General features: G+C 66.3%; 21 protein-coding genes and 2 pseudogenes. 5 read left to right on the forward strand and 18 right to left on the reverse strand.

Annotated features, from left to right (window positions below):
- Positions 1–4: 4 nt before the first annotated feature.
- The 8 genes from IF28_RS0104450 to IF28_RS0104485 form a co-directional block, all read right to left on the reverse strand.
- A complete protein-coding gene (locus tag IF28_RS0104450) occupies positions 5–715 on the reverse strand; it encodes a hypothetical protein (RefSeq protein ID WP_030214123.1) in 711 nt (236 codons plus the stop codon).
- Positions 712–1,461: a hypothetical protein gene (locus IF28_RS0104455; RefSeq protein ID WP_030214126.1), complete on the reverse strand. Its 750-nt coding sequence runs from the start codon at positions 1,459–1,461 to the stop codon at positions 712–714. The genes IF28_RS0104450 and IF28_RS0104455 overlap by 4 nt, the downstream gene beginning before the upstream one ends.
- A 112-nt stretch (positions 1,462–1,573) precedes the next feature.
- The gene (locus tag IF28_RS0104460) at positions 1,574–2,275 is read right to left on the reverse strand and encodes a hypothetical protein (RefSeq protein WP_030214128.1); all 702 of its coding nucleotides are present in this window, start codon (positions 2,273–2,275) and stop codon (positions 1,574–1,576) included.
- Positions 2,272–3,198, reverse strand: coding sequence for a hypothetical protein (locus IF28_RS0104465; RefSeq protein WP_158713660.1), 927 nt, complete (start codon positions 3,196–3,198; stop codon positions 2,272–2,274). The genes IF28_RS0104460 and IF28_RS0104465 overlap by 4 nt, the downstream gene beginning before the upstream one ends.
- Before the next feature lie 254 nt (positions 3,199–3,452).
- Complete coding sequence (locus tag IF28_RS36980) at positions 3,453–5,414, reverse strand: phage tail tip lysozyme (RefSeq protein WP_158713661.1); 1,962 nt, start codon at positions 5,412–5,414, stop codon at positions 3,453–3,455.
- 286 nt (positions 5,415–5,700) lie between these two features.
- Positions 5,701–7,005 carry a hypothetical protein gene (locus IF28_RS0104475; protein WP_030214138.1) on the reverse strand — a complete coding sequence of 435 codons (1,305 nt, stop codon included), beginning with the start codon at positions 7,003–7,005 and terminating at the stop codon, positions 5,701–5,703.
- A 137-nt stretch (positions 7,006–7,142) separates the two neighbouring features.
- A complete protein-coding gene (locus IF28_RS0104480) occupies positions 7,143–7,535 on the reverse strand; it encodes a hypothetical protein (protein WP_006378607.1) in 393 nt (130 codons plus the stop codon).
- Between the two features lie 211 nt (positions 7,536–7,746).
- Positions 7,747–7,959, reverse strand: a complete 213-nt coding sequence (locus IF28_RS0104485; RefSeq protein WP_030214142.1) for a hypothetical protein — start codon at positions 7,957–7,959, stop codon at positions 7,747–7,749.
- Here IF28_RS0104485 and IF28_RS0104490 point away from each other — a divergent pair.
- Positions 7,958–8,467, forward strand: a complete 510-nt coding sequence (locus IF28_RS0104490; protein ID WP_030214145.1) for a helix-turn-helix domain-containing protein — start codon at positions 7,958–7,960, stop codon at positions 8,465–8,467. The genes IF28_RS0104485 and IF28_RS0104490 overlap by 2 nt on opposite strands.
- A 125-nt stretch (positions 8,468–8,592) precedes the next feature.
- On the opposite strand, the gene IF28_RS0104495 is transcribed toward IF28_RS0104490, so the two are convergent.
- Complete coding sequence (locus IF28_RS0104495; RefSeq protein WP_030214148.1) at positions 8,593–8,835, reverse strand: hypothetical protein; 243 nt, start codon at positions 8,833–8,835, stop codon at positions 8,593–8,595.
- A 505-nt stretch (positions 8,836–9,340) separates the two neighbouring features.
- Positions 9,341–9,773: pseudogene (locus IF28_RS39745) on the reverse strand (transposase); the annotation flags it as partial.
- Positions 9,774–10,774: 1,001 nt separating this feature from the next.
- On the opposite strand from IF28_RS39745, the gene IF28_RS0104515 reads away from it, so the two are divergent.
- The gene (locus IF28_RS0104515; RefSeq protein WP_234324928.1) at positions 10,775–11,398 is read left to right on the forward strand and encodes a hypothetical protein; all 624 of its coding nucleotides are present in this window, start codon (positions 10,775–10,777) and stop codon (positions 11,396–11,398) included.
- Between the two features lie 7 nt (positions 11,399–11,405).
- On the opposite strand, the gene IF28_RS0104520 is transcribed toward IF28_RS0104515, so the two are convergent.
- Positions 11,406–12,563 (reverse strand): hypothetical protein, encoded by a 1,158-nt coding sequence (locus IF28_RS0104520; RefSeq protein ID WP_030214154.1) that lies wholly within the window; start codon positions 12,561–12,563, stop codon positions 11,406–11,408.
- A 2-nt stretch (positions 12,564–12,565) separates the two neighbouring features.
- The gene (locus IF28_RS36130) at positions 12,566–13,684 is read right to left on the reverse strand and encodes an ImmA/IrrE family metallo-endopeptidase (RefSeq protein ID WP_234324929.1); all 1,119 of its coding nucleotides are present in this window, start codon (positions 13,682–13,684) and stop codon (positions 12,566–12,568) included.
- 212 nt (positions 13,685–13,896) lie between these two features.
- Between IF28_RS36130 and IF28_RS37490 the strand changes: the two are divergent.
- A pseudogene (locus IF28_RS37490) lies at positions 13,897–14,615 on the forward strand (transposase family protein).
- On the opposite strand, the gene IF28_RS39120 reads toward IF28_RS37490, so the two are convergent.
- From IF28_RS39120 to IF28_RS0104565, 6 genes are all read right to left on the reverse strand, one after another.
- The gene (locus IF28_RS39120) at positions 14,616–14,777 is read right to left on the reverse strand and encodes a hypothetical protein (RefSeq protein WP_158713662.1); all 162 of its coding nucleotides are present in this window, start codon (positions 14,775–14,777) and stop codon (positions 14,616–14,618) included.
- 87 nt (positions 14,778–14,864) lie between these two features.
- Complete coding sequence (locus IF28_RS0104540) at positions 14,865–16,502, reverse strand: UvrD-helicase domain-containing protein (protein WP_030214164.1); 1,638 nt, start codon at positions 16,500–16,502, stop codon at positions 14,865–14,867.
- Positions 16,490–18,493 (reverse strand): ATP-dependent nuclease, encoded by a 2,004-nt coding sequence (locus IF28_RS0104545; RefSeq protein WP_030214169.1) that lies wholly within the window; start codon positions 18,491–18,493, stop codon positions 16,490–16,492. Before IF28_RS0104545 ends, IF28_RS0104540 begins: the two co-directional genes overlap by 13 nt.
- Before the next feature lie 1,954 nt (positions 18,494–20,447).
- Positions 20,448–21,323, reverse strand: a complete 876-nt coding sequence (locus IF28_RS0104555; RefSeq protein WP_030214172.1) for an undecaprenyl-diphosphate phosphatase — start codon at positions 21,321–21,323, stop codon at positions 20,448–20,450.
- 167 nt (positions 21,324–21,490) lie between these two features.
- On the reverse strand, positions 21,491–21,961 hold the full coding sequence (locus tag IF28_RS0104560; RefSeq protein ID WP_030214177.1) for a winged helix-turn-helix transcriptional regulator: 471 nt from the start codon (positions 21,959–21,961) through the stop codon (positions 21,491–21,493).
- An 87-nt stretch (positions 21,962–22,048) separates the two neighbouring features.
- A complete protein-coding gene (locus IF28_RS0104565) occupies positions 22,049–22,822 on the reverse strand; it encodes a TVP38/TMEM64 family protein (RefSeq protein WP_030214181.1) in 774 nt (257 codons plus the stop codon).
- Between the two features lie 49 nt (positions 22,823–22,871).
- Here IF28_RS0104565 and IF28_RS0104570 point away from each other — a divergent pair, with 49 nt between their 5' ends.
- Together IF28_RS0104570 and tuf are read left to right on the forward strand one after the other, a co-directional pair.
- Entirely contained in the window at positions 22,872–23,594 is a 723-nt protein-coding gene (locus tag IF28_RS0104570) for a DNA alkylation repair protein (RefSeq protein WP_030214184.1), read from the forward strand.
- 287 nt (positions 23,595–23,881) lie between these two features.
- Positions 23,882–25,051, forward strand: coding sequence for an elongation factor Tu (gene tuf, locus IF28_RS0104580; RefSeq protein ID WP_030214187.1), 1,170 nt, complete (start codon positions 23,882–23,884; stop codon positions 25,049–25,051).
- Positions 25,052–25,093 lie beyond the last annotated feature (42 nt).

Genomic DNA, 25,093 nt, shown 5'->3' on the forward strand with positions numbered 1-25,093 from the left:
TTGCTCACCCGGTCGGCTTGAGGGAGGGCTGCTCCTCGCTGGCGGCAGCGAGGGCGTCGCGGGTCTTGCTGGAGGCCCGATAGGCGTCCAGCGACGTCACCGTGCCGTCCTGAGAGGTGGAGTAGGTGAAGACCAGGAACTCGCTCTTGGCAGCGCTGTTCTGATCCGGTCCGACGCGGACTGGATCGAGCCGGGCCACCCCTGTGTAGGAGTAGTTCAGGCCCTGCACCCGACTCACACCGATGTCCAGATCAGCGAGCGTGTACGTCGTCCCAGCGCCCTTCGTGGCTCCGGTCGCCGTCATCCACTCCGGTACGAACTCGGTGAGCACCCGGGACTTGTGGTCGAGGAAGCCGTAGCGCGTGTCGAGCAGTACCTGCTGCTCCTTGACGGTCCGGGTCGACGCCGAGCTGTCGGTGAGGCTGAGCAGGAGGGACCGGCCCGTCGCCCTGTCACGGTTCACCCGCTCGATGTCCATGCCCGGCAGCTGAACCAGCAGCGCCGTGTGCTGTGTTGCGAGCTTGGCCCGGGCGTCGCCGAGGTTGCCTTCGAGCTTCTGAATAACCGCATCGGCCTGGGTGTCCGACGCGGCCGGGCCGTCGCTGAGCAGACTGGCTCCGAGCGTGACCACCGAGAGCGCGAGCAGCGCCCCGGTACCGCCGAGCAGGATCTTCCCGGCGTGCTGGCGCAGCTTGTCCTTGATCTCCTCCTTCACGGTGCCTTCACCTCCTGCTTCAAGGCCTCGCCGCTGGCCGTCGTGCCGGTCTGGATGTTCACGAACGCCTTGCGGACCAGGTCGTAATCGGCGCGGGCCCAGGCCAGCACTGCCGGCTTCTCGCCCGCACCGGTCCTGGTCTCCATCGCCAGCCAGGTCACCGTGATGGTGCTGTCGTCGTTGACCAGGTAGGGCACCTGGGCGACCCACACAAAGCCGGAGTTGAAGCTCATCGGGATCCCGACGCCGGCCGCCACGTCCTTGTCACTGGCGAGCAGGTACCACGGCCCCAGGTCCGCCTGGTGCACCGAGGGGGCGAAGTAGGGGATGAGGTTGCGCAGCGTCGACTGAGACGTCGCCGTGTCGAGCGTGCCGCCGGCTGCCGCCACGCTGGGCGTCAGGTAGCGGTAGTTGTTCTGCAGCTTTGCGACCTGACCAGCCGCCGTCAGGGCCGCGGTCAGACCACGCTCGGCGTCGTCGGCCTTCGGCAGCGCCGCCGTCTTCGCCTCGGTGATCCTGATCTGCTCCTGCAGAGAGGAGATCTCCGGCGCAGCCGTATCGCTCACCGCGCTCTGACCGCCGGAGAACCCCGCGGAGAGTACGAAGCACAGCAGTGCGCCCACACCCATGCTCACGCCGGCCACGAGGGTGCGCTTGCGCAGGCCGCCCGCGGGCTCCGTTTGCTCAGGAGTGTCCGCGCCCTCCTGCGAGAACGTGGACGTCGCGACGAAGCGCGTCTTGCGCACTGCGCTCCCACCCGACTCATCGGTCTGTGTCGATGCCATTGGTCCTCAACTCGCGTTTCACTCGAATATCAGTGCAACTCTATCAACGAGTCGAGTCGAAAGGGAGTCTTGGTTATCCGGAATGGCGAGTCTCGCCACTCGCCGGGACGCCGGAGAGATTCGAGACCTTGCCCTGGGCGTCGACCGTGACGAATAGCAGCGCGCGCCGGTGCGCCGTGACACTGGCTTTGCTCGACTTGTTCTGGGTCACTGCGTCGGAGGTGACCTCGACATCGGCCAGGATGGCGTAGGTGTAGACGCCCGCCTTGACGTCGACGACCTCGATGTCCGGATCCGCGCCGAGGGCCGAGTTCAGGCCGACCGTGTCGATGTAGTAGTAACGCCGCCCCTGGGAGTCCTCGTTGAACCTCGACGGAGGCATGAACGACTTCAGGAACGTCTCGTTCTCGGCGAGGCTGAACCGGCTCTTCAGGCTCTCGCGCGCCGCGTCGTAGCTTTGTCCTGAGTCCCATGTGAAGGCCATCGAAAGCAGCGACTTGATGCGCTCACCGTCGGTGCTCATCCGGTTCTGGCTGACACCCAGGGCCGCCATAACGTCCGCGTTCACCTGCTCGGCGTTCTGCTTCCGGATGCCTGCTAGATGTCCCTCGACGTCGTTGATCTGGGCTTCCTGCTCAGCCCGGGCCGCGTGCTGGCTGCTCCAGGTCGCACCGGCAGCCGTCGCGACGACCGTGAGGACCGCTGCCGTCACCAGGACCGAGAGGTTGCGCCGGAAGAATCCCCGCCGCGTGGGTGCTGCCGTCTGCTCCGTCACCGCTTCCCGCCCTTCTTCTGTGCGCCCGTGCCACTGAGTTCAGGGACTCCGGACCCGGCCGGCATCTTGATCGCGGGGTTCTCGTACTGAGCCCCGGCAGCGGTCACCACGAGCGCCAAGTGGTCGAAGGCCCCCGTCGTGCCGTTGTGCACGTAGCGCGCGCTCGCCCAGGCGAGCACCTCGCCGCTCTTCGTGTCCCGGCACAGCCAGACGACCTTTGCCTCGTTCGTCGCGCCCGAGCCGTCCTTCACGCTCAGATCGGGCATCACAGTCTCGACCTTCCACGCGTACGTGCTCGGGGCAACTGCGTTCTGGCCGACGTAGCGGATGTACCAGGCGTGGCGCGGATCGATCTCGGTAGTCGCATCGAACGGCGTCAACGACGAGGTGCCGTATGCCTCCTTGTCACTGACCAGGAAGGAGTCCTTGCTGAACAGCGGCGCCATGTCCCGGCGGTGCTTGATGATCTCCAGCGTGGCCTGGTTCGGAGCTCCGTTGTTCCGGCTGGGCTGGACGCTGGCCTGGTGGTACAACGCGGCGAAGGTCTGCTCCCCGGTCGCGACCTTCTTCGCGTCGGCGGCTGCCGCCTCGGTGAGCTTGGACAACTGCGCGCCGGCGTCCGCCTTCACGGGCGTGGACCGGGCATCGTCCAGTTGCCCCTTGAGCTGGACGATCTGGGCCTCGTTGTCCGACGTGCTCGCCTTGCAGCTCTCGCCGGCCACGCCCGTGGCGACGATCAGGGCGAGGATCCCGACCCCCATCACTGCGGTCACGCTGCGTCGGATCAGGCGCGCGTTGTCCTCCGGGCTGCGTGTCTGGACCCGTTCGTGCTGGCGCGTCGTCCAGCCCGCGAAGCGCTCTTCGAGCTCAGCTCCGGTGATCTTCTTGCGTGTCTTCGGTGCCGCGGGCTTCTCCTCGGGCATCGACCCGGTCTTCTGCTCGGGACCTGTGCTCTCGGACTCGTCATGGGCTGTCGTCACGGAACACACTCCTCACTCCATGTTGCTCTCATAAACGACTCAAGTCTATCCGTAAAGGCATCTGAGACCGACTCTGGCTCCATTCGATAAGCGTTCCGAAAAGCGAAGCTGGCGCGCAGTGCCTGCACCGGACAGGAAGAAGCCGGTGCCCGGATCGCCCGGCACCGGCTTCTCGCTCCCGGATCAGATACAGCGCATCAGACTGTCTTGATCTTGTCGGAGGGGAGCATCGAATCCGACATGTCCACGAACTTCCAGCCCTCGGCCGCCATCCGCGCCGCGCTGTCGACGCGGACCCGGCCCATGTAAGCGCAGTAGCCGGCCTCGCCGAGGATGACCTTGTCGCCCTGGATGCCGAGCACCACGAGAGTGTGGCCGGCGGGGGTGCTGCCCGGGGCGGAGCCCACCGAGTAGGCCGTCGGAGTCGAGGACATCTGCTTGCCGGTCACCCTCGCAATCGTGTACGCCGTCTCCTTGCCGTCACCGGCCGGGTAGGTCTGGAACGTCGTGTACTTGTTCACGAAGTAGGTCGAGAACGATGTGCAGTTCTGCGCGTGATTGCCCCCGCACGAGCCAGGACCACCTTGGTCGCCGTAGCGGTCGTCGAGGAACTTGTCACCCTCCTTGTTGAAGAGGTCGACGAGGGCCTGAGCCTCTTCCTGGGTCATCCCGCCGTCCTTCAATGAAACAGAAGTACCGCCCTTGGTACCGCAGTTGCCCAGGATCGTGTTGATGCCGTCGACGATGTTCTCGATGATCCCGCCGACGATGTTCTTGACGCCGTCCACGATCGAGTGGTCGACCGACCAGCCGCTCATCTTGCCGAACCACATCTCGGCGTTGTCGCCTCGTGCGGTGAGCCCGGCCGCGCCGTCAGTCGAACGCTCCCAGTTCTCGTGGAAGTGCAGCGCGGCCGCACGCGGGGAGCCCTGCGACGTCTTGAGCATGTCCTTGAAGACCGTGACATCGCCCGGATTGTCCCCGTCGGCCATGAACGCCAGCTGGGCCTTGATCGTGAACCAGTCGATGCCCTTGCTCTTCGCGTACTGGCGCAGCAACGTGCTGCGGCCGAACGTCCACTGCCCGAGACCGATGCCGTTGTCCGTGTTCTGTGCGGCGCTGGCCTTCTCGGCGGTCATGGCATACGTCCCCGTGGGGAAGTTCTGCACGCTCGTCGGATCGATCCCGGACTCCTGCGACCAGTTGCCGAGGATGCCCGCGATGTTCTCCTTCGGCATCCCCCAGCTGCTGAGCACCGAGTAGATCTCCTTGGCGTTCTTCTCCACGCCCGCCGGGACGGTGGCCCCGGAACCGTTGCCGGCGCTACCCGCGTTGACGACGCACGCCGTCCCGTTCGCGTTGATGCTGCCCTCGGTCAGTGCCGTCGAGTTGAGGACGCCGGTCAGGACCGTGCCCAGCAGGGCCACGGTGGCGGTCACCGCGACCGCACCCGACATGGCTGCCGCTACAGGGGTCATCGTCGCCGTGACGGTGACGCCCAGGACCGCGCCCGCCCCCTTGGCTATAAAGCTGCCGATCGCCATGAACGGCGCAGCGATCGCATGACCGATCGCCTTGGCGATGTTGACGATGAGCGTCCACAGCAGCTTCCCTGCGTTGACGGCCATCGCCATGGCGGCGAAGAACATGGACTTCAGCCAGTTCAGAAGGGCCATGGCCATGATCACCCCGATGGCTGGCGGAGCGGCAGCCGCGCCACCGCCGACGGCGGCACCCTTGGCCGCCTTCGAGCCGAGGCCCTCGTCGTCATTCGACGCACCGCGCTCGTAGCCCGTGCCGCCGGCACCCAGCTCGCGCTGGTCGGCAGGCTTGGCGTCCGGGCTGCCGCCGGTGACCTTGGACACGCCCTTAACCGCGTCCTGGGCCCCCTCGACACCGACGTTCTTCGCTGCCCCAACGGCGGCTCCCGGAAGCCCGCCGGCCTGTGCGCCAGCCACGGCACCGGAGACGGCAGCTCCCGCGTAACGCCCGGCGTTACGGCGGGTCGCGCTGCTGCCGTCTCCCTCGATGGCCTTCTGGGCCGCGCCTCCGGCCATGTTCCCGGCGACGCCGTTCATGCCCTGCTTGATCTTCGCCCCGGCATTCGCGGCACCGGCCGCCTTGCCTGCGGTTTCTGCGGTGTCTGCCGCGTCCGGCATCTTCGGCGCAGTGTTTGCCGCGCCAGAAGGACCAGAAGAAGCAGCTCCCGGGGCCGGGAGCTGCTTGGGCACGCTGGCCTTGCCCTCGGGAGGCTTCTCGATGCCCTCCTCAGGGCCGAGGCTCTTGGTCCCGCGACCTTGCCGGGGCATCCCCTGACTCACCGACGTGCTCGGCTGGTCCTTCGTCGTCCCCTTCTTGGGACTCCGATTCGGCTTGTCGGTGGCCATGTCGTTTTCCTTTCCGGGTCAATGTCAGGCAGCGGGATGCATCACTTCATCGCCGTACTCAATGGAGCGTGGCGAGGAAGTCCTTGTCGTCTCGAATGGTGCTGTTGGACTGCACGTCCCGCAGACTCACGTCCAGTCGGAGCAGATCGAGCGACAGATCAGACTCGTACTGCGACTTGTTTCGGGAGTAGTCCTGATACGCCTGTGAAAGGTTGTTCATGATGCTCATGAGCGGGCGCATCGTCACGTCAGAGGACTGGTAGTCCTTGGTGAGGCTGGTGCCGTCCGAGAGGATCCACTGCATGTCCGAGATCTGCTGGCTCGTCGGATCCGAGCCCTCGTCACGCTTCTTGGTGAAGAACTGGGCGTAGCTCTGACCGGCCGGCACCAGGGCGTCGAGGTAGCCGTCGTAGACGTTGCCTGCACGCCAGTTGAGGTCGAAGCCGCCGGGGACGACATGCTTGGTCTGCAGCGCCAGCGTCGAGACGCCGTCCTTGGCCGCGGCCGCGGAGACGCCCGTGATCTTGTCGGTGGCAATCGAGACCGGGACGGTCGGCGGACGCAGGAACAGGCCGTCGATCTTCGTCGTCTGCAGGTCGGAGGTATACGACTGAATCTGCGTCAGATTCGTGCGCATCTCGACGAGCTTCTGGTCCAGGGCATCCCTGGCCTCGGCCTCCATCTCCTTGAGCGCGACCTCGTAGTAGGCCTGCGCAGGGTCGAAGGTCAGAGCGTCGAGCGCCGCGATCTTCTGGACCCCGGACGCGCCGGGGTTGAAGAAGACCCGCCACTGGTCGTACTTGGAGAAGGTCTCGTCGCCGGCCAGCTTGCCGCTGCTATGCGCCTGCTCCGCTGCGGGCGTGGTGAGTTCGGCATTCGCACGGACCGTCAGGTTCAACACCTGACGGTCAAAGGGCCGGTCGGCGTTGAGGAGGACCCCGACGTAGCCGGTCGAACCGAAGGCGAAGAAGGAGCCCTTGATCCCGCTGGTGCTGACCGGCTCGCTGTTCAGCGAGGTGTCCGACCCGAGCAGGAACGCCCTGTAATCCGCGGCGTTGTACGAGATCTGAGCGGTCGGACTGAAGTGCATCATCACGAGCGCCTTGCTGCCGCTCTCGTTGGTGTAGACCCCGTCGACGGCGCCGTCGAGATTCGTCTTCGACGTCTTGAAGTCGCTGGTGTACAGCGCCGTCTGCGACAGCGAGTCACGCCCCGCCTGGTACGCCGAGGCACCCGATGCGCTGATCACGATCGCGCCCGTGACCGCGAAGATGCCGAAGAACACCCCAAACCGCTCGATCGCGTGGTGCGAGTCGAGCTTGAACTTCCTGCTGAAGGCCAGTGCCTTGTCCTTGATCCCCATGTTCTGCTCTCTTTCGTGCCTGCACCGTGCTGCGGGCCCGGATATGGCGAACCGGGCCGGAGGAGGCCTTGCACCTCAACCGACCCGGTTCGCTCGACGCCTCTGTCCCCGGTCGTGTGCACGTCTGTGACGGCCTCTTACTTGGAAGGGCCGCTCAGGAACCCGCTGAACTGATCGGTGGTCTGGACGATCACCGTGCCGCCGCCGAGGTCCGTGATGGTCTGCTGGCCGCCGGAACCGATCGTCGAGATCAGCGACCACCCGCCGGTGCCCAGGGCTCCGCCGACGAGAATGAGGAGCGCGATCGTGCCCCAGCCCTGCTGCTGACCCGCGGACTGCGGGTTGGCCATCAGCTTCTTGATCAGGAGCACACCGCCCCAGACCAGGCCGGCAGCGCCGAGCAGCATGAGCAGAAGACCGCCCCAGAGCTGGATCTGGGACTTGGCGTTCTGCAGGAAGCTGGTCAGGTCCCAGGCTGCACTCGGCAGGGAAGCCTGTGTGAGGACGGCTGCCTCGTAGATCTTCGTCATGGATCTCTCCTCTCGCCTTTCGAATCATTCGGTGGCATGACAGTGAGTCACAAGGCAACAAGCGCAGCTCATCCGCCCGGTCGGGCAGTGATAGAAGCCGGGGTGGTCGGTAGACATGCTGTCGGCTCCCCCCGCTGGCTCGTATACGTGCGCATCTGCAGTGACTAATCTACCTCATTCGAATGACTAGTCACATAGACCGTGAAAGGGTCTATTGATAAAGACCCAAAAGGGGCTCGGAAACGAGGCGAATCGGCATCGCGACGCGCGACCGCAGGGTCGCGGCGGAAGCCTGTGGAATCCGCAGTGTGAGATGTGTAATGTGCCGCTCCAGCACTGCTGCGGCGCTGGCCTGCTCGATTTCGAGGCGGGCCACCCTCACACACCCGATCGCGATCTTGACCAGGAAGTGCCAAACCGCCATGAACCCACTGCCCGGCGACCTTTTCGCCCGCCGACTTCGTCAAGAACGCGAACGCCTTGGCATCAGCCAGGCAGAGCTAGCGCGCCGTATGGCCGCCCTGCTCGGCACGAACGTTGACTCCACCGCCATCACACGCATCGAGCAGCAGACCCGCGCGGTCAGGCTCGACGAGGCGGTCACCGCTGCCGAAGCTCTCGGGGTCCCTCTGATCACACTGGTCAGCGACAATTACGCCCGCGAAAACGAAGCCGAGATCCAGAACCAGCTCGCCGAACTCGCCCTTGCCGAGCAGGAATGGGAGAGGCTGCGCCAGAAGATCCACCGGATCACCCAGACCATCCAGCATCTGTCCGCCGAGCGGGAGGCATTCCGCTCTCACGCGCTGGACGTCAAGCCGGAAACCGCCGGCGACTACGAGCTCGACCCTGAGACCCAGGCCGCTCTCGACGCCCGGATGCGTGATGTCCGCAACAAGCCGGCCGGAGAGATCACCGACCCAGGCGCATGACGCTGTTGCGGGCGGCCGGTTGAATTCCCGGTCGTAGACGCCGTCTCGGGCTTCCTCCACCGGCCGGCCCGCATGATTCCCCCGGTGCTCGCGCCGTTTCGTCTTCCCTGAGCGACGTGCCCTGCTCACAGACGGTAAAAGCCGGATGCCGACGGATCCATCCCGGCCTCTTCTATGCGCCTGTGCAGCATCGCGTGCAGCGCGTCGCCGCTCACACCGGCTTCCTGAATCCGTACGTCCCTCCTGTTGCGGTACGTCGCTCGCAGCAGGGGAGCGGGCGAGGCGAGGTCCGCGCCGCTGATCAGCCTCGCACGGCCGCCGACACCGAAGACATGCGCGTCGAGTTGGTACCTGTGCAGCTGCCGCATGATCGTCCGCCGACGCTTACGGGCGTCTTCCGTCGTAGAGGCGCCACCAGACCCATCGGTGATCCGGTGCCGCACAGCGCACAGCTCGATGACGTCCGCCTGAAAGGCAGGACGACGATGTCGGGCAGCACATTGTCCCGGTTGGCCTTCGACTCGCCCACGTGCACATAGATGCCCTCGATCGGATGCAGCTCCAGGCTGTTCAGCCGCAGGGCCGCAGTGTCTCGAGCGGTGCGGATAGGCTCGGAGGTATGGGAATTGACTGGGAGAACATGCTCGGCACAAGCGGGAACGGCCTCAACGATGCATACGACAGGGCGGTCTCCTCGGTCATCTACAGCGAGAGCCTGGGGGGCGACCATCGGCCACTCCCAGTCGGTGAAGAGTGCGACGACACAGACGGCCTGCGCTGACCTGAGGGCACACACAGAAACTGCCCGGTCCGCTTTGATGGACATTGGAGATCAGAGGCTTCGGGCCCCGGAGTGAACCGGTGGTCAAGCGAGTACACACGGCCGTCGGTCCACACCGTGGTCACCGTGACGACGCCGTTGTCGGTCTTGCCCAACCGGCCCAGCTACTGCCGACCCACATGTGCGGTGGCCGTGCCGTCCCTGCGGTCCCCGGAGTCGTCGATCACGATCACTCCGTCGGCGTGCGGAGCGGTCGCAGTCTGACCGCGCATCAGGTCAAGCCGTCGGCCGTTGACCTGCTCGGTGTCCCAGACGGACTCGGACAGAAAGTACTGCAATCGCTGCGCCGCAGCTGTTCGCGCGCCGACAACCGGCTCCGCTCCGGCCAGACAGGTGATCGTCTTGTTCCGCTCTAGGGTCAAGTAACCCCCGCCGCTGGGCGAGGCTGGCAAAGAGGTCGTCGAACCGGCTCGCGTACTCTTCCAATGGACCTGGCGCGGGCGGACACGAACGGCGGGCAGTCATCTCCAGCACGGCAGTTGACTCGTACCCACCGCTTTGCGGCCGAACCACCCAGCCGTTCAACCCACGGCTACCGGCGGGTCTAACGAACTACCGGTAGGACCCGCCCAGTCGGCGGGGTGCTCGTGCGCTACGCCGCCTTGACCATATCGGCCCGGGTGGCTTTCTCCCACTCGACCAGGAGCCGTTGGTACTCCACCGCGCGCCGGGGCGTGTTGGGCTCCTCCATGAGTCGTCCGATCGCCGTGTTGATCCGCGCAGCAGCAGGCTGCAGCCGACCGTGAGGCCTGGAGGGGGAGGGCATCCAGGTGCGGGTGGTATACGGGGAGCTGGGCGATCTTGCGGACGGACGCCTGGAGAAGCTGGGCGCCGGCGAAGCAGACGGGCTCATCCTGGCCGTCGCTGGCCTGGAGCGGCCAGGCGGCCCGCCCACTCGTGGGCGTAGATCATGACCTTCCCGTCCGGGGACGGTTCGCGTTACCGCGCATCGGGACCCACGCGGCCACGCTCATCCTCGAATGCCTGGAACGCAGCGGCGCAGCGAAGGCGAGCCGAGCTGTACATCGAGGCGATGACGGCCCGCGGCTGGTCTTTCCACGACGGCAGCCTGCGCTAGAGCGGATCTTCGTATCAGTGCGCGGGTCTTGAACGACTTGGGGCGAGCATTCCGTATGATCGATCAAGAGCGGGAAACGTTTGGATTGCATGGCAAGACGACCGTTGTGGAGTGCCGAGGGCTCGCACTAGGGTCATCGCTGTCACTCCGGCGACGGGGCAGGTGTGGCAGCACTAGCCTGACCTGAAGACAGGGGCTTGTGCCCGTGACCCGGGCAGCAGTGTCTCAGTTGTGCCTGGTAGGCGGCGTGGTCGTCGTGGATAGTGGCAGCCGCGGCCTGCAGTGCTGGCGCGTTCAGACCATTCCGTGAAAGGTTTCCTACCGGTAGGTAAGTAGGCGGTCGTCTGTGAAGGGCGAGCCTCCTTGAGGCGAGGGCAGAGGTAGCAACATGGCTGTGGCGGCGCGAGGTCCGGCGGAAGCGATCTCCGGAGCGGCGGCGCCTGGCACTCTGTTCCCTCAGGGCGCCGATATTGGCGTGTTGAACATGTTCGGTATCGATGCCGTAGTTGCATACAGCGAAAACGAGGACGAGATCGAGCGACGTGCTCGCGTCGGCACGCAGGAGCTCACCAATCCTCGGGCGCTGGACCTGCTGATGAACCTTCCACTGGGCGAGCCTGTCCCGGTCACTTCGCTGAGCGACACGGAGCAGCGCGTGCTGAGGCGGATGCCTAGGGGAACGGTTACCCGGCATGACAACGTCGTCGTCCGCGAAGCAACCCACCCCATCCGAGTCGATCTTGCCGTCGTCCCGGGTAAGGGCTGGGCCTCCGCTAAGGAAAAAGCCGAATGGTTCACACCTTTCTGCGCGCGGGCTGTCTTGATCGACCGGCCTCTGCGGCGTCGAGATGACGCCGTGATGGAGGCAGAGTTCTACGGCATTGGGCTACTCGTCGCGACCAGCAATGACGTTGAGGTCGTTGTCCCGCCTCGCCCCTTCGTTCGGCGTCGGCACACTGTGGCCGGCTGGAGGTTCGTGGAACAGGCGTATAAGCAGCTCTTGGCTCGGTGAGCCCGCCTCAGGGCGTGATAGGCAGCGTTGCCCAGGCCTCCAGCGGGTCAGGGACTGCAAAGCCCGCCTTCGAATTTGCCGACAGCCCCAGACGCTGGTTTTCCAGGGCGTAGTGCGCGATGGCTGCGGCACACTTGTCGCGCCACCACGCTTTGCGCTCCAGCCCGGGCTTCCTGCTGGTGATCTCGATGACCCAGGCGCTCCAGGTGCTGATGTTGTGGTCTTCCGACTCGCGCCGCGCTTCGCCGCCCGGATCGTTGAATCGGTCCAGGCCTCGACCGTCACAGACGTCGCAGCTGCACGTTGCTGGCGGGTGATTGGCGTACAGGCGGGCCAGTGACTGAGTGCCCTTGAAGCACATCAGGCTCGGCATCAGCACTGACGGATATTGGGGTCCACCGCCGTTGGGGTTGAACAACGCCCGCTCGCCAGGGGGAATGCTGTGCCGACTGGCGCTGTCGGCGCCGATACCGGCAAACAGCCCGCCGTGGGCGAGTACGTCCAGTGCGGCCAGATCGGTCCGCAGGAGGGCGACATCAGGCAGCTCGGCTACGACGCGGCGCAGGTTGGCGGGAACACTCTTGGCCTGCTCCATCGGATCGAACTGCCGGAACAGCGTCAGGGCCTTCGGTTGCGGGATGCGCTTGCAGACGGCGATCAGCTGGCTGAGGAATTCATCGGTGAGCCAGGCGATGTCGATCGGGAGGTTGACGATTGTGTCTGCCCGCTCGATGCGTTCGGCCTGGCGCATGACCGCCTTGAGCGCCCTGGAGGCTCCCGGGAGGATGTATCCAGTCGGTGTGAGAGCGGCGCTGGCACCGCGGGCCTTCTGCAGCTCAAGCGAGGTGTCGACCGTGTCGAACAGCTCGTTGCCATCCAGCAGAAAGGGTTCGTCGGCTGTCGCGGTGTGCGTCTTGTAGGCCGCAGTATCGATCAGCAGGGCGCCTGTGTAGCCGGAGGTTCGGAGCTGGTAGGCGCGTTCACCCGCCTTCTCCCCGCTCATGACGACGCCGCCGAGGTCATCGTCGAGCGGAGTCCGCATCTGCGGTACGAAGCGGGCGTTCTCATGCAGCAGTACACGCCCCTGTAGCAGCGGCGTGGCCGGTACCGACGCATCGAGGACCCGCAGGGCGGGGGTGCGGCCGGGAAACGGCGAGTTTGCCATTGTCACCTACTTGTTGGTGATTCCGGTGGCCGTGTGGTCACCGGGGCGGAGGAAGGACACGAGTAGATCTCGTTGAACTCCTCGAGTTCCAGGCCGGCTAGGTGGGCTGCCTGGGACAGGTCGAGGTTGTGCTGTTGCCTCAGTCGGGTCACGACCTCGGCAAGGTGACGCGGGGTCTCGAGCTCGAATGGAGCGGGTTCGGTGGTTCGGTAGCCCAGGGCGGACATCTCCACCATGAGCGAGCGGTACTGCCACTCGGTGAGGACGCCGAGTGATTTGGCTCGGCGGGCGAGCGCTGCCATCGAAACCCTCCACCGACGCTTCAGTTCCATCAGCCGCGCCAAGTCCACGCGCGGCCGAAGTTCGGCCACGATGCTCTCGTGCGGCATGAGGAATTCGGCTGCGAATTCATCGGCTTGCTGTTCCTGCAAGCGTCCGTCCCCAGGCTCAGTGTGCATCACGATGTGCCCGAGTTCGTGCGCCAGGCTGAAACGATAACGGTCCGCAGGGGCAGTCGAGTTGAGCAGGACGAGCGGGCGTTCACCGTGCGGCCACTGGCTCACGGCATCCAGCTCACGAGTTTCGAGATCGCGGATCACGAGCAGAGCGCCGGCGGCTTCGAGCACCTCTACCACATTGGAGACAGGGCCCTGCGGGAGCCCCCACTCCAACCGCAGCGACTCCGCGGCATCAGCCGGCGTATCAAAGTCGTCCACCGCGATGTGCCTGAACGCGTGCTTGTCGTCTTCGTGACCCGCTGCCGTCAGGGCATCCACCTGGAGACGGGTAACTGCCAAGGTCGCGTGCACACGCCGCAGTGCCAGTGCGCCCATGGACGCGCGCTTCCGGTGGTGAACGAGACCGACGCCCATCCCGCCACTGTCAGTGGCGCGGCATAGCATCTGGGGCGTGTACCTGAGAGCTGCGGCGAACAGGGCGAGACGCTCGCCCCTCACTGCCAGGCGACCGGCTTCGGCTCGGCTGACATACCCCTGCGACACCGTGTCGTCGGCCGTACGGCATGTCATTTCCCGTGCTACGTCAGCCTGCGTCCAACCACGCGACTCACGGGCCAGCGTCAACATGGCGGGCTGCGCCACCAAGTCGACAATGTCATCCACGACCACACCCACCTCCCGCGCTCAGGCTCGTCAGCGTGCCACCACCATACAACCCAGCGCAGTATACGCAGAAACATACCTCAAAATATTCCACTCATGACGTGCCCACTTTGCTTTCGGTGCAAAGATCGCCTGACGACACGGCTCCGCCCCCGTGCCCATCAGGTCAGACATCCGATCCGTTGTGGGTCGAGACGTTCACGGGCCTGCGGATGCGGCAGTACGAAGGCTGGTTACGGGTGGTGCGGGAACGGGGCGGCAGCGGTCCTGGCGGCGGCGGGCGGCCGTGGTGTCTGCCGTTGGCAGATCGGGTGCTGCTGGTGGCGGTCTACTACCGCACCAACCTGACCGTGTGACAGCTCGCGCCGCTGTTCGCCGTCTCGCCGGCGACGGTGTGCCGGGTCATCCAGCGGCTGCGGCCCCTCCTCGCCCTTGAGCCCATCTCCCGGCCCGCCGACACTACGGACCGGCTGTGGATCGTGGACGGCACGCTTGTCCCGGTCCGCGACCGGAAGATCGGCGCCTCGAGCCGCAACTACCGGTTCTCGGTAAAAGTGCAGGTCATCATCAATGCTGGCACCAGGCTGGTCGTGCCCGCCGCTTGCCTGGCCCGGGCAACCGGGCCGATGCCCAGGTCTGGCGGAACTCCGGTCTTGCCCAGCACTGCGACGGCGTCACGGTGCTGGGCGACGGCGCCTACATCAACACAGGCCTGGTCGCCCCGCACCGAAAACGGCCCGGCCGGCCACTCCTCGCGGGTGAGGAGGAAGACAACGCCGAGCATCGTCGGGTCTGTGCCCGCGTTGAGCATGCCTTTGCCCGGATGAAGAACTGCAAGATCCTGCGTGACTGCCGCCAGCGCAGCGGCGACGGCCTCCACCATGCGGTCCAGGCCGTCGCCCACATGCACAACCTCGCCTTGGCAGCATGATCAGAGCAGTAGAAGGCCCGGCTTGACCTGCCCGAACACGATCGTCAAGTCCGGTAAGTTTTCGGGAAGTTGCTTGCCGCCCGGCATCCCCTCACGGTCCTCACACAGCGCATCAACAGTGTGCGCACCCGGAGTTGGCGTGCGGCTGCTTACCTGCGACATAGGGGCGAATGTGCCCACTGGCAGTAGCGGGTCTGCGCTGCACGTCCCGGAGTCCGGGATGCGTAACTGCTCTGCGTGGTACGTATTTCACGGGTGGATGGTGCCTGAAGAGAACCAAGTGTGGAGTGTGGGCTCTGCTCCGTCCGGGAGATCGTCGATGAACACCACGGCCAGGCCACGCTGGGCTCGCGAGCAACAGACGTAGAACAGGTTGCGTGACCGTTCGGTACGGTCGGGGTTGTCGGTGCCGGCGAGCATCTTGCTGATGCTGTACCTGTTCCAGGCGCGGTCGTCGACCACCACTACGACGTTCTCGAATTCGTCACCCTTGACGCCGTGCTGGGTTGAGAACGGGGTGAGTTCGTCGATGAAGTGGGTGACGCTGATGACTTCACGGTAGGACACGGTGCGGAGGTTGTTGGAGAAGTCCGCCCGTCGCTGGTTGCGTTCGTCCAGGTCCGTTGCGGATCTCCGGCGTTCCAGATCCTTGAGTTTTCCCGGCTGGGGGAGGAGATGGCCGTCGGCCATCAGATCGAGCACCTCACCGATGGTGCCGGTGCTGCGTACGGCGTCGAGTGCACGGATCGCGTCACTGATGGCGCGTTTGTTAGCGTGACGGGTGACCCGTGTCCGCCCCTCGTCCAGCAGATCGGTCAGCCCGGCGAAGTCGTTTTCGCGGAACGCGGCGCTGATGGCCTCGATGCGGGTGAGGTACTGGATGTACGGCTCGTTGCGTGCCATGAGGTCGTCGGGACCGTAGCGGCCCAGCTTTCGGTACTGCTCCAGGAGGTTGGCGTACTCCAGGGTGCCGGCTATCCCTCGGTGGGTGAGCAGCAGGTATTTGCTGTTCTCCCGTGTCCAGCCGTTCCGGGCGAGTATTGCTTCAGCGGCGGTGAGTCGCTCAGGGCCGGCCGGGATGCTGCTGTTGAGGAACAAGTGGACCTCGCCGGTCTGCTGCTTGCCGACGGCGTCCTGGGTGAGCTCGGGACGCATCCGGTTGAGCAGCTCGACGACCGGAGGCGAGCACCGGTAGTTCTCGTGCTTGGTGATCTCGGTGAGAAGGCCGGGCCGTTTTACCGCTCCGACGCCCGACTCGTAGATCTTCTGCATGGAGTCGCCGAAGAGGCCGACCACGCATTTCTCGCGGCCTGCACCGGCCAGGTGGTCCAGCAGCAGCTGGATCGTCTTGGGCGAAGTGTCCTGGTACTCGTCGACAAAGATGACCGGGTACTTGCTGGTGATGATGCGTATGAGCTTGGGGTGGGCCGTGACGAGACGGAGCGACAGCGCGATGACGTCGTCGTGGGAGATGCGCCCCTCGTGCAGCCTGCGCCCGCGGTCGGAATACTCGATGACGGGAGGATCGGTGACATCATCAAGGTCTTCCGGTTTGGACAGGTCCTTGTTGTAGTCGAGGATCTGCTGCCAGAGCTCAAACTGGTAGGGCTGGATGACACTCCACAGGAATTCGTGGATGGTGTCGACATCGACGAGCGGGTCTGCGGCGATGCGTTCGACGATCTTTTTCTTGGCGACGTTGGTGTAGGTGATGCAGGCGATCCGCCGGCCGTGTACCTCCAGATCTGCGCGGTGGTGGGTCAGGAGGTGCTGCAGGGCGCGCACCAGGGTGGTCGTCTTGCCGGCGCCGGCCCCTGCTTCGACGAGGAAACTGCGCCGGGCCTCCAGCTCCGTGGTGACGGCTTCGAGGGTGTCTAGGCGAGCCACTGCAGTCCTTCGGCGATGTAGCGGGGAACGGCCCAGTCCTCCAGGAGCATGACGTCGAAGGCGAAGTCCGTCTTGTGGTCGCTGAGTTGCTGTGCGATGTCGTAAGACTTGGCTTCGATGTCGTCGGCGGTGGGGTCGGCCCCGACCTCCTTGACGAAGGCCGCCTTCAGGGCGAGCTGGCGGAAGCCACGTACGAGGGGTTCTGCGTTGGCGATGATGAAGGCGTCCTCGAAGCTCCGCGCGCAGGCTCCCGAATCCTTCTCCGGGATCTGGTAGGCGACGCGGACGTGTCCTTGCTCTTTGTCGGCCGGGTCGGTGGCGAGCAGCTCGGCGATGCTGGACTTTGCGGGCAGCCAGTTCTTGAGCGTCGCATTCGAGGTGACCGTCGGCCCCTGGCCGGGTGGGCAGGCCTTGCGGTGCTTGGGGCACACGGAGTCGATGTCGGTGATGACGAGCGTCTTGACGTTCAGGAAAGCGAGCAGTTCCCGGAAGCGAACGGCGTAGGCGTCGCCGACCTCGATGACCGATACGTACTGGTGCAGAAGACCTTTGGCGCACCGCCGGACCATTTCCGGCAGGATCAGTCGTTCTGCGGTGCCCTCGATCAGGATCACCTTGTCGGCGAAGAACATGTCACACCGGTGCAAGACCATGTACTGGCGCAGGAAGCGCAGGGTCTCGTCCCCCTGCGGAGTGGCCTTCACGTTGGCCTCGAAGGTCGAGAGATCCTTGACCGTGAGCTGCGGCTCGGAACGGTCGAAGTAGCGCACTGTGTGGAAGCCGCTGCTGGCGACGATGTGGGAGGAGTGCGTGGTGATGACCACCTGCACCTTCCAGCCCGTCTTACGGTCGATGAAGTCCTGGATGTTCTTGATGAACGTCTCCTGCATCTGGGGATGCAGATGGGCTTCGGGCTCCTCGATGAACAGCACCTGCAGCGCCGGCTTGGGTGTCGTGCGCTCGTAGGTCTGGTGAAAGCTGATGACCTGCAGGATCGTAAAGATCAGCTTGCTGTAGCCCAGCCCGTTGTGCCCTTCGGGAAGATGGAAGTCGTCGTCCCCGGACGGGTACTGGATGCGGGTACTGCCGCGCAGGATGCCTGAGGCCTCGATTAGGGAGACGATGCGGGGCTTCTGAACCGGGGTGATGGTGCCCAGCCCGAAGGTGCGCAGGTCCTCGAAGATCGGGTCGAACAGCGTGGCGTAGTTGTCGTCGAGCTGCTGCGAGGCGGACGCCAGAGCAGTCTCGATCTGCTCGATGCTCTGATGACGGTCCTCGTTCCCGCTGTTGACCTTGTAGTAGGCCTCGAACGTCTTCGACAACGTGCGGGCCTTGTCGCTCGGCGTGTCATCCATCTTGGTCTGCGCGTAGATGAACTTGACCGACAGGATGGACTCGGCGGCGCCGCGCTTGATCTCCTTGCGGACGTTCTCGTCCAAGGGGCTGACCGCGCGATAAGCCGGGGTGAAGTAGTCCGAGAAGTTCTTGCGCAGCCACTTGATGCGATCGAACTGCTCCCGCTGGCTGGCCGACCAGAAGTCCTTGAGGAAGTCGTTTGGGCGGGCCACCTCCAGCGCTGCTTCGATCTTGACCTCGAAGCAGGTGTCGTCCAGGTCGAGGATCACACCCGTGAGCGGCGCGAGGTCGTCGTCTTCCGCGTACTCGATGGTGAGGACCAAGCGGATGGCCGGGACGAGGTCGTAGGCCTTGGCCAGGAGGTCCTCGCTCGTCTCGGAGTCTCCACGGCCGGCATGCGCCTGAGCCTCGCCGAAGATCTGCCGCGCCTGTTCGATGTCGGCGATACGGCAGGTGGAGAAGTCCTCCAGGACGAACCTCGTGTCCTCCTCACCGAAGAACTTCTCGAAGAGATTGACGAACGACGTCTTGCCGCTGTTGTTGCGCCCAACGATGAGAGTGGCCTTCGGGTCAACTCGGACGTCCACCCTCTCCAGGGCGCGAAAGTTGATCACTTCGGCATGCGTCAGCTGCATCTCACTCCCGACATCGTCCCCAACCCCGCTCCCGGGACGGCATACGCGTGCGACTACCGAGAGTCAGAGCAGTATCTGATACGGAAGGGGCAGAGTTGCCTACTTGGCTCGAAGTGATCAGAGGTGTGGCGGGTTGGATCTGTTTCGGTCGTTGCTGATCGGTCATCCAGCCGAACCGCACACACCACCAGGATGGTGCTGTCCCCCGTGCTCGCGCCGTCTTCCCTAACGCAGCGCCCCCCAGGGGCACAGGCAAGGGGGAAAGATCGCGCAGGGGATCGTCCCCCATACGCTGTGGCCCAATGCGCTGCGCGGATTCTTCGTCGAGCTCGGGGATGTGTGTCGTGCTTATCAGCAGCGCACGGAACCTGGCCGGTTGCTTCGTGGTGTAAGCGATCAGCTGGCGGGCGTGTTGGTGGTGTTGGGTAGTGCGGTGGTGCTGCCGGGCTGGTCCTTGATCGACTGCTGTGATGGGGTTCCGGCACGGAGGAAGCTCTGGGAGTGGCAAGAAGCAGCCGCCAAATCAGTGCTCTCTACGAGTTGAGTTCCACAGCCTAGGGTGCTGTCCAGGGTGCGGACATGTGAGCTGACCTGTGGAAACGCCTGTGTGCAGGCTGGGGCGGGCGGAGCGCTGGGTCGGTACTTGCCGGGTCGCTGAATCAGATGGTTGGACTGTCTTGCCGGTTTAGCGGCGTTGGTCCGGGTGTGTCGATGACTTCCTGGTCCCCAAGGCCACGGACGGAATGCCCTCGCGTGGGTGTCGTGATGGAGTCCGTGGTGACCAAGTGCCTGGGCGCTCTGCCTGTCGCTGCCGAGTTTCTGCGGCGGCTGGATGTCGAGGATCGTCGACGGGCTGCGGCCACCGGCTCCGCGGGCGGACCTGACGCACGGCCAGGTGATCGAGGTACTGGTGGCGAAAGAACTGACCGCTCCCGCGCCGCTATCCGCGTCGGTACTGGGTGTACTCGGGTGAGGCCGTCAAGGGTCTTGGTGGAGGCCGATGCGTGTCCCGGCTGGTGCATTGACGGGTCTCATCGGTGTCTTGCCGGGGGCTTCGGCGATCAGCGGCGTTGTCGCGTCCGGCCGGTGGCAGCAAATGTCTCCTCAGGGACACCGCCGGAACTCGAAGATGTCCATGGCGAGACGCCGCTGCGATTTTGGCACCACATCTGACTCGCCGCGAGCTGTGCGAAGACCGCCGCTCAGTATTGATGGCGTTGTGTGACCTTGTACACCGCGAGTCGTGCAGGATCGGCCAGGCCTCACGCAGACGATGTCCTCGTCGTCCAGTCATATCCCGGTGTGGCGGCCCTCGGGCCACCATCGGGTGTGGCTCGGCGCCAACCCACGGAAGGGCGCCTCACACGTGGGGTGAGCCGAAGGAGTTCGTGGACGTCATCGTGACGGCCATGGTTGCCCTGGACACCGTGAGCGGGGACGGCGCGGCGGTGGTGGGGCACCAGCTCCAGGGCCGCGCTCCGGATGAGATCACCGGCGGCTGGGGACATCCGGCTCCTCCAGGTCCTCGCGATCAACGGGGACATGGGGGAAGTCGCCATAACGGTGTACGGGGCACGGGTCCGCATGGTGAGGCAGTCGAGGTGACGCACACGTGGGAGGACATGAAAGCACGCCTCGGCTGGCTTATCCTCACGGCTGCGGCGCTGGACGACCTCACCGGGTGCTGCCTGGGACACGGTGGATGAGCGGCTGCGTTTCCGCGTGGCGAGGGTCGCGGCCTTGGCCGGACATGAACCTCAGCTGACCCGCTCTACCCTCTGTGCGGAAGGGCCCGCACGTCCGTGCGGGCCCTTCCGCGTCATCCCCTGCTTTGTGGGGCGTATCCCGCCTCCCCGGTGGGAGATGAGTGGGAGACAAGTGGGAGATGATCATGGCGTGGTGCTGCAATCAGGCGCTAGGAAATGCTGGATAGCGCTACCCGCGAGCCCCTGGTTCAGCCGCCGGATTCGCCCGCGTGCGGGCTCAGCGCACCCATGCTGACCAGCACAATCACCACCACACCGAGGGCGATGCGGTAGTAGACGAACGGCATGAACGATTTGGTGCTGATGAACTTCATGAACCAGGCGATCACCGCGTATCCGACGGCGAAGGCGATCACCGTCGCGAAGAGCGTCGGGCCCCAGGAGACGTGCCCGCCTTCCGCGGCGTCCTTCAGCTCGAACGCCCCGGAGGCGAGCACCGCGGGGACGGCGAGCAGGAAGGAGTAGCGAGCCGCTGCCTCGCGCCGGTAGCCCATGAACAGACCGCCGCTGATGGTGGCGCCGGAGCGGGAGACGCCCGGGATGAGGGCCATGGCCTGGCAGATGCCGTAGATGAGACCGTCCCGGACGCTCAGGTCCTTGAGCTCCTTGCGCTGCTTGGCCACGCGGTGCCGGCCGCCGGCCTCGTCCCGCGCCGCGAGCCGGTCGGCGACGCCGAGCACGATGCCCATGCCGATCAGCATCGCCGCGGTGAGCCGCAGATCGCGGAAGGGCCCCTCGATCTGGTCCTTCAGCGTCACACCGAGCACGCCGATCGGAATCGAGCCGACGATGACGAGCCAGCCCATGCGCGCGTCGTGGTCGCGGCGCATCTCCTTGTTCGTCAGGGAACGGGTCCAGGCGGCCAGGATGCGCCCGATGTCCTTGCGGAAGTAGATCAGGACCGCGGTCTCCGTGCCGATCTGGGTGATCGCGGTGAAGGCCGCGCCCGGGTCCTCCCAGCCGGAGAAGGCCGCCGTCAGCCGCAGATGCGCGCTGGAGGAGACGGGCAGGAACTCGGTCAGCCCCTGGACGAGTCCGAGGATGAGTGATTCGAACCAAGACATGAGGTAGCGGAGTCCAAGTGCCGATCGTGGAACGGAGGACGGGCACACCACACCGCCGTGTGCGGTGATCGATGATCGGGTGCGCCGCGGGGGGAAGCGTAGCGCCCCAAGATGACGGGACCCACACAGGGGCTTCACGCCCCCGCCCCGGCGGCGAAAGGGGCGTATCAGGCCGCCGTGGGACCGCCCACCGTCCACCCGGGAGCCTGAGGATGCGCGGCCAGGTGCTCGTGCCGCACCTCGTCGCCGCATGCCCGGCAGGTCACGACCGGCACGAACTCGTTGCCGCAGACGTGCTCGAGCACCATCGGCAGGTCGCCGTCCCGGTGCAGATGGCGGTCGCCCCACTCCTTGAGGGTCAGCAGGACGGGCTCCAGCTCGAGACCCGCCCGCGTGGGCCGGTACTCGAAACGCCGCGGGCGCTCGCTGTACGGGTGCTTGGCCAGGATCCCGGCGTCGACCAGCCGCCGCAGCCGGGTGGCCAGGATGTCGCGCGGAGCGCCGATGTTGCGCACCAGCTGGTCGAAGCGGCCGTTGCCGAGGCAGACCTCGCGCAGTACGAGCAGGGAGTACTTCTCGCCGACCAGCGCGAGCGTGTCGGCGATCGAGCAGGGGCGCGGGTCTTTGGAGGCGGCCATACGGCCGAGTCTAGGGGAGGGTTGGTTTTTCCAACCTACGTCGCCGGGGCAAGTCCGGATTCCCTGCTCACCGGAACGCACACGGTCTCACCGCCCGCGCAGCTGGTGCCGCTTGCGCCACGCCACCACCGCACCCACCAGACCCGGTACGGCGATGCAGGCCAGCGCGATCAGGAAGGCCGGGGACGTCGGCGTCGAGGCACGGGCGCCGGCCACGACGTAGGCGGCGGTGTTCGGGACCGACCCGAGGGCCGTCGCCAGCAGGAACGGCAGCAGCCGCATACGGGAGACGGCGGCGCAGTAGTTGGACGCGGCGAACGGGATGCCCGGGAACAGCCGGGCCGCCAGCATCGAGCGGAAGCCGTGCCGGCTCAGCTGGTCGTCCGCCGCCTTGAGCCAGCGCCCGCGCAGCAGCGGACGCAGCGCCTCCTGACCGAGCGCACGCCCCAGACAGAAGGCCAGCCCGGCACCGAGGACCGTACCGCCGAGCGCCGCGCCCAGGCCGAGCTGCGAGCCGAACAGCGCCCCCGCGGCCAGGTTCAGCAGCGGGCGCGGTACGAACGCCACCGTGCACACCCCGTAGGCCACCGCGTAGGCCACGACCGCCGCGGCCCCGCCCAGCTGAGCCGGCCAGCCGTCGGTGAGCAGCCGCTGCGGCTCGAACGCGAGCATCAGCGACGCGGCGGTGAGGAGCAGCAGGACCAGCAGGGACAGCCGTGACCAGGGGGACAGCAGGAGTCTGGCGCAGCGGGCGGCGAATCCCGTGGCCGGAGCCGGCGGGAGCGGCGCGGTGAGTTCCGCGGCGGTGGCCCGGGGAGAGGCCGTGGCGGTGCCCCCAGAGCGGGTGGTGGCATCGAGCATTCGGTGACACTAACCGACGAATATGTGTGATCGCCGTAGTCTTCGTCTCATGCGCGTCACAGGAGCCGGGGCACCCTCCGTGCCGGACAGTCCGCTCGCCGACACGGTGCTGGAACGGCTCACCGCCGCCTACGGGCCCGCCGGCGACCCGGAGCGCGCCGTGGCCCAGCGGGCGTACATGAAGGACGTCGCCCCCTTCCTGGGCATGACCACCCCGGCCCGCCGCGCCCTGTCCCGCACCGTCCTGGCCGGACTGCCCCGCCCCGGCGAGGCCGACTGCGCGGCCGTCGCCCTGCGCTGCTGGGAGCTGCCCGAGCGCGAGTACCAGTACTTCGCCGTGGACTATCTGCGCCGTCATGTACGGCACTGCTCCTCCGGCTTCCTGCCCGTCGCCCGGCACCTCGTCACCACGGTCCCCTGGTGGGACACCGTCGACCTGCTCGCCGCCCATGTCGTCGGGGCGCTGGTCGGTGCCGACCGGGGACTGGCCGCCGACATGGACGAGTGGATCGGCGACGACGACATGTGGCTCGCCCGCACCGCTCTCCTCCACCAGTTGCGCTACCGGGAACACACCGACACCGCACGGCTCTTCGACCACTGCCTGCGCCAGTCCGGCCACCCGGACTTCTTCATCCGCAAGGCCATCGGCTGGTGCCTACGCGAGTACGCCAAGACCGACCCCGACGCCGTACGGTCCTTCCTGGCGCGTGAGCAGGGACGGTTCGCGCCGCTGTCGGTGCGGGAGGCGCTGAAGAACATCGGCGCGTAGCGGCGCGGAAAACCATTCGACGCGGGGCGGGTTGTCGGCAAGGATCGACGACATGTTCCGGTACGCCTTCCACCTCGCAGCATCCGCGGTCGCGGATGCCCCGAAGGCTGCCGTCCCCGCTTTCCCCACCGCCGTCGACGGCGCCCGAAGCTGACCCTCCCCGGATCGACCGGCGGACCCCCCAGGGGGAGGGTCGGCCAGGTTCCCGGGGTCCCCGTTCCGGCCGCGCGCCGATCCGTTCGCGCCCGGGGCTTCACGCGTCACCATCGAGACTTCGAGGTACCGCCATGTCCAAGACGGCGTACGTCCGCACCAAACCGCATCTGAACATCGGCACGATGGGCCATGTCGACCACGGCAAGACCACCCTGACGGCCGCCATCACCAAGGTCCTCGCCGAGCGCGGCTCCGGCAGTTTCGTCCCGTTCGACCGCATCGACCGGGCGCCGGAGGAGGCCGCGCGCGGCATCACCATCAACATCGCGCACGTCGAGTACGAGACCGACACCCGGCACTACGCGCACGTCGACATGCCCGGCCACGCCGACTACGTCAAGAACATGGTCACCGGCGCGGCGCAGCTCGACGGGGCGATCCTCGTCGTCTCCGCGCTCGACGGGATCATGCCGCAGACCGCCGAACACGTGCTGCTCGCCCGCCAGGTGGGCGTCGACCACATCGTCGTGGCGATCAACAAGGCCGACGCGGGCGACGAGGAGCTCACCGACCTGGTCGAGCTGGAGGTCCGCGACCTGCTCTCCGCGCACGGCTACGGCGGCGACTCCGCGCCCGTCGTACGGGTCTCCGGGCTGAAGGCACTGGAGGGCGACCCGCGCTGGACGGCGTCGATCGACGCGCTGCTCGACGCGGTGGACACCTATGTGCCCATGCCCGAGCGGTATGTCGACGCGCCGTTCCTGCTGCCGGTGGAGAACGTGCTCACCATCACCGGCCGGGGCACCGTCGTGACCGGCGCCGTGGAGCGCGGCACCGTACGCGTGGGCGACCGGGTGCAGGTGCTCGGCGCCGAACTGGAGAGCGTCGTGACCGGTCTGGAGACCTTCGGCAAGCCCATGGAGGAGGCGCAGGCCGGGGACAACGTGGCGCTGCTGCTGCGCGGGGTGCCGCGTGACGCGGTGCGGCGCGGGCACGTGGTGGCCGCGCCGGGCAGTGTGGAGCCCAGCCGGCGCTTCACGGCGCGGGTGTATGTGCTGTCGGCCCGCGAGGGCGGCCGTACGACACCGGTGTCGACGGGGTACCGGCCGCAGTTCTACATCCGTACGGCCGACGTCGTGGGCGACGTCGACCTCGGCGAGGCCGCCGTGGCGCGGCCGGGCGACACGGTCACGATGACCGTCGAGCTGGGCCGGGACGTGCCCCTGGAGGCCGGGCTCGGATTCGCCATCCGTGAGGGCGGCCGCACGGTCGGCGCCGGAACGGTGACGACGGTCGGCTGAGCCCCGTACGGCCGGCCGCTCCCGCACACGGGGGCGGCCGGC

The sequence above is a fragment of the Streptomyces sp. NRRL WC-3626 genome, assembly GCF_000718785.1.
Classification (GTDB): domain Bacteria; phylum Actinomycetota; class Actinomycetes; order Streptomycetales; family Streptomycetaceae; genus Streptomyces; species Streptomyces edwardsiae.

Excerpts from the sequence above, each read along its gene's own strand:
- IF28_RS0104465 (WP_158713660.1), bottom strand. The coding sequence starts at position 3,198 with ATGCCCGAGGAGAAGCCCGCGGCACCGAAGACACGCAAGAAGATCACC.
- IF28_RS36980 (WP_158713661.1), bottom strand. The coding sequence starts at position 5,414 with ATGCCGGACGCGGCAGACACCGCAGAAACCGCAGGCAAGGCGGCCGGT.
- IF28_RS0104475 (WP_030214138.1), bottom strand. The coding sequence starts at position 7,005 with ATGGGGATCAAGGACAAGGCACTGGCCTTCAGCAGGAAGTTCAAGCTC.
- IF28_RS0104480 (WP_006378607.1), bottom strand. The coding sequence starts at position 7,535 with ATGACGAAGATCTACGAGGCAGCCGTCCTCACACAGGCTTCCCTGCCG.
- IF28_RS0104490 (WP_030214145.1), top strand. The coding sequence starts at position 7,958 with ATGAACCCACTGCCCGGCGACCTTTTCGCCCGCCGACTTCGTCAAGAA.
- IF28_RS0104485 (WP_030214142.1), bottom strand. The coding sequence starts at position 7,959 with ATGGCGGTTTGGCACTTCCTGGTCAAGATCGCGATCGGGTGTGTGAGG.
- IF28_RS0104495 (WP_030214148.1), bottom strand. The coding sequence starts at position 8,835 with ATGCGGCAGCTGCACAGGTACCAACTCGACGCGCATGTCTTCGGTGTC.
- IF28_RS0104515 (WP_234324928.1), top strand. The coding sequence starts at position 10,775 with ATGGCTGTGGCGGCGCGAGGTCCGGCGGAAGCGATCTCCGGAGCGGCG.
- IF28_RS0104520 (WP_030214154.1), bottom strand. The coding sequence starts at position 12,563 with ATGGCAAACTCGCCGTTTCCCGGCCGCACCCCCGCCCTGCGGGTCCTC.
- IF28_RS39120 (WP_158713662.1), bottom strand. The coding sequence starts at position 14,777 with ATGTCGCAGGTAAGCAGCCGCACGCCAACTCCGGGTGCGCACACTGTT.
- IF28_RS0104545 (WP_030214169.1), bottom strand. The coding sequence starts at position 18,493 with ATGCAGCTGACGCATGCCGAAGTGATCAACTTTCGCGCCCTGGAGAGG.
- IF28_RS0104555 (WP_030214172.1), bottom strand. The coding sequence starts at position 21,323 with ATGTCTTGGTTCGAATCACTCATCCTCGGACTCGTCCAGGGGCTGACC.
- IF28_RS0104560 (WP_030214177.1), bottom strand. The coding sequence starts at position 21,961 with ATGGCCGCCTCCAAAGACCCGCGCCCCTGCTCGATCGCCGACACGCTC.
- IF28_RS0104565 (WP_030214181.1), bottom strand. The coding sequence starts at position 22,822 with ATGCTCGATGCCACCACCCGCTCTGGGGGCACCGCCACGGCCTCTCCC.
- IF28_RS0104570 (WP_030214184.1), top strand. The coding sequence starts at position 22,872 with ATGCGCGTCACAGGAGCCGGGGCACCCTCCGTGCCGGACAGTCCGCTC.
- tuf (WP_030214187.1), top strand. The coding sequence starts at position 23,882 with ATGTCCAAGACGGCGTACGTCCGCACCAAACCGCATCTGAACATCGGC.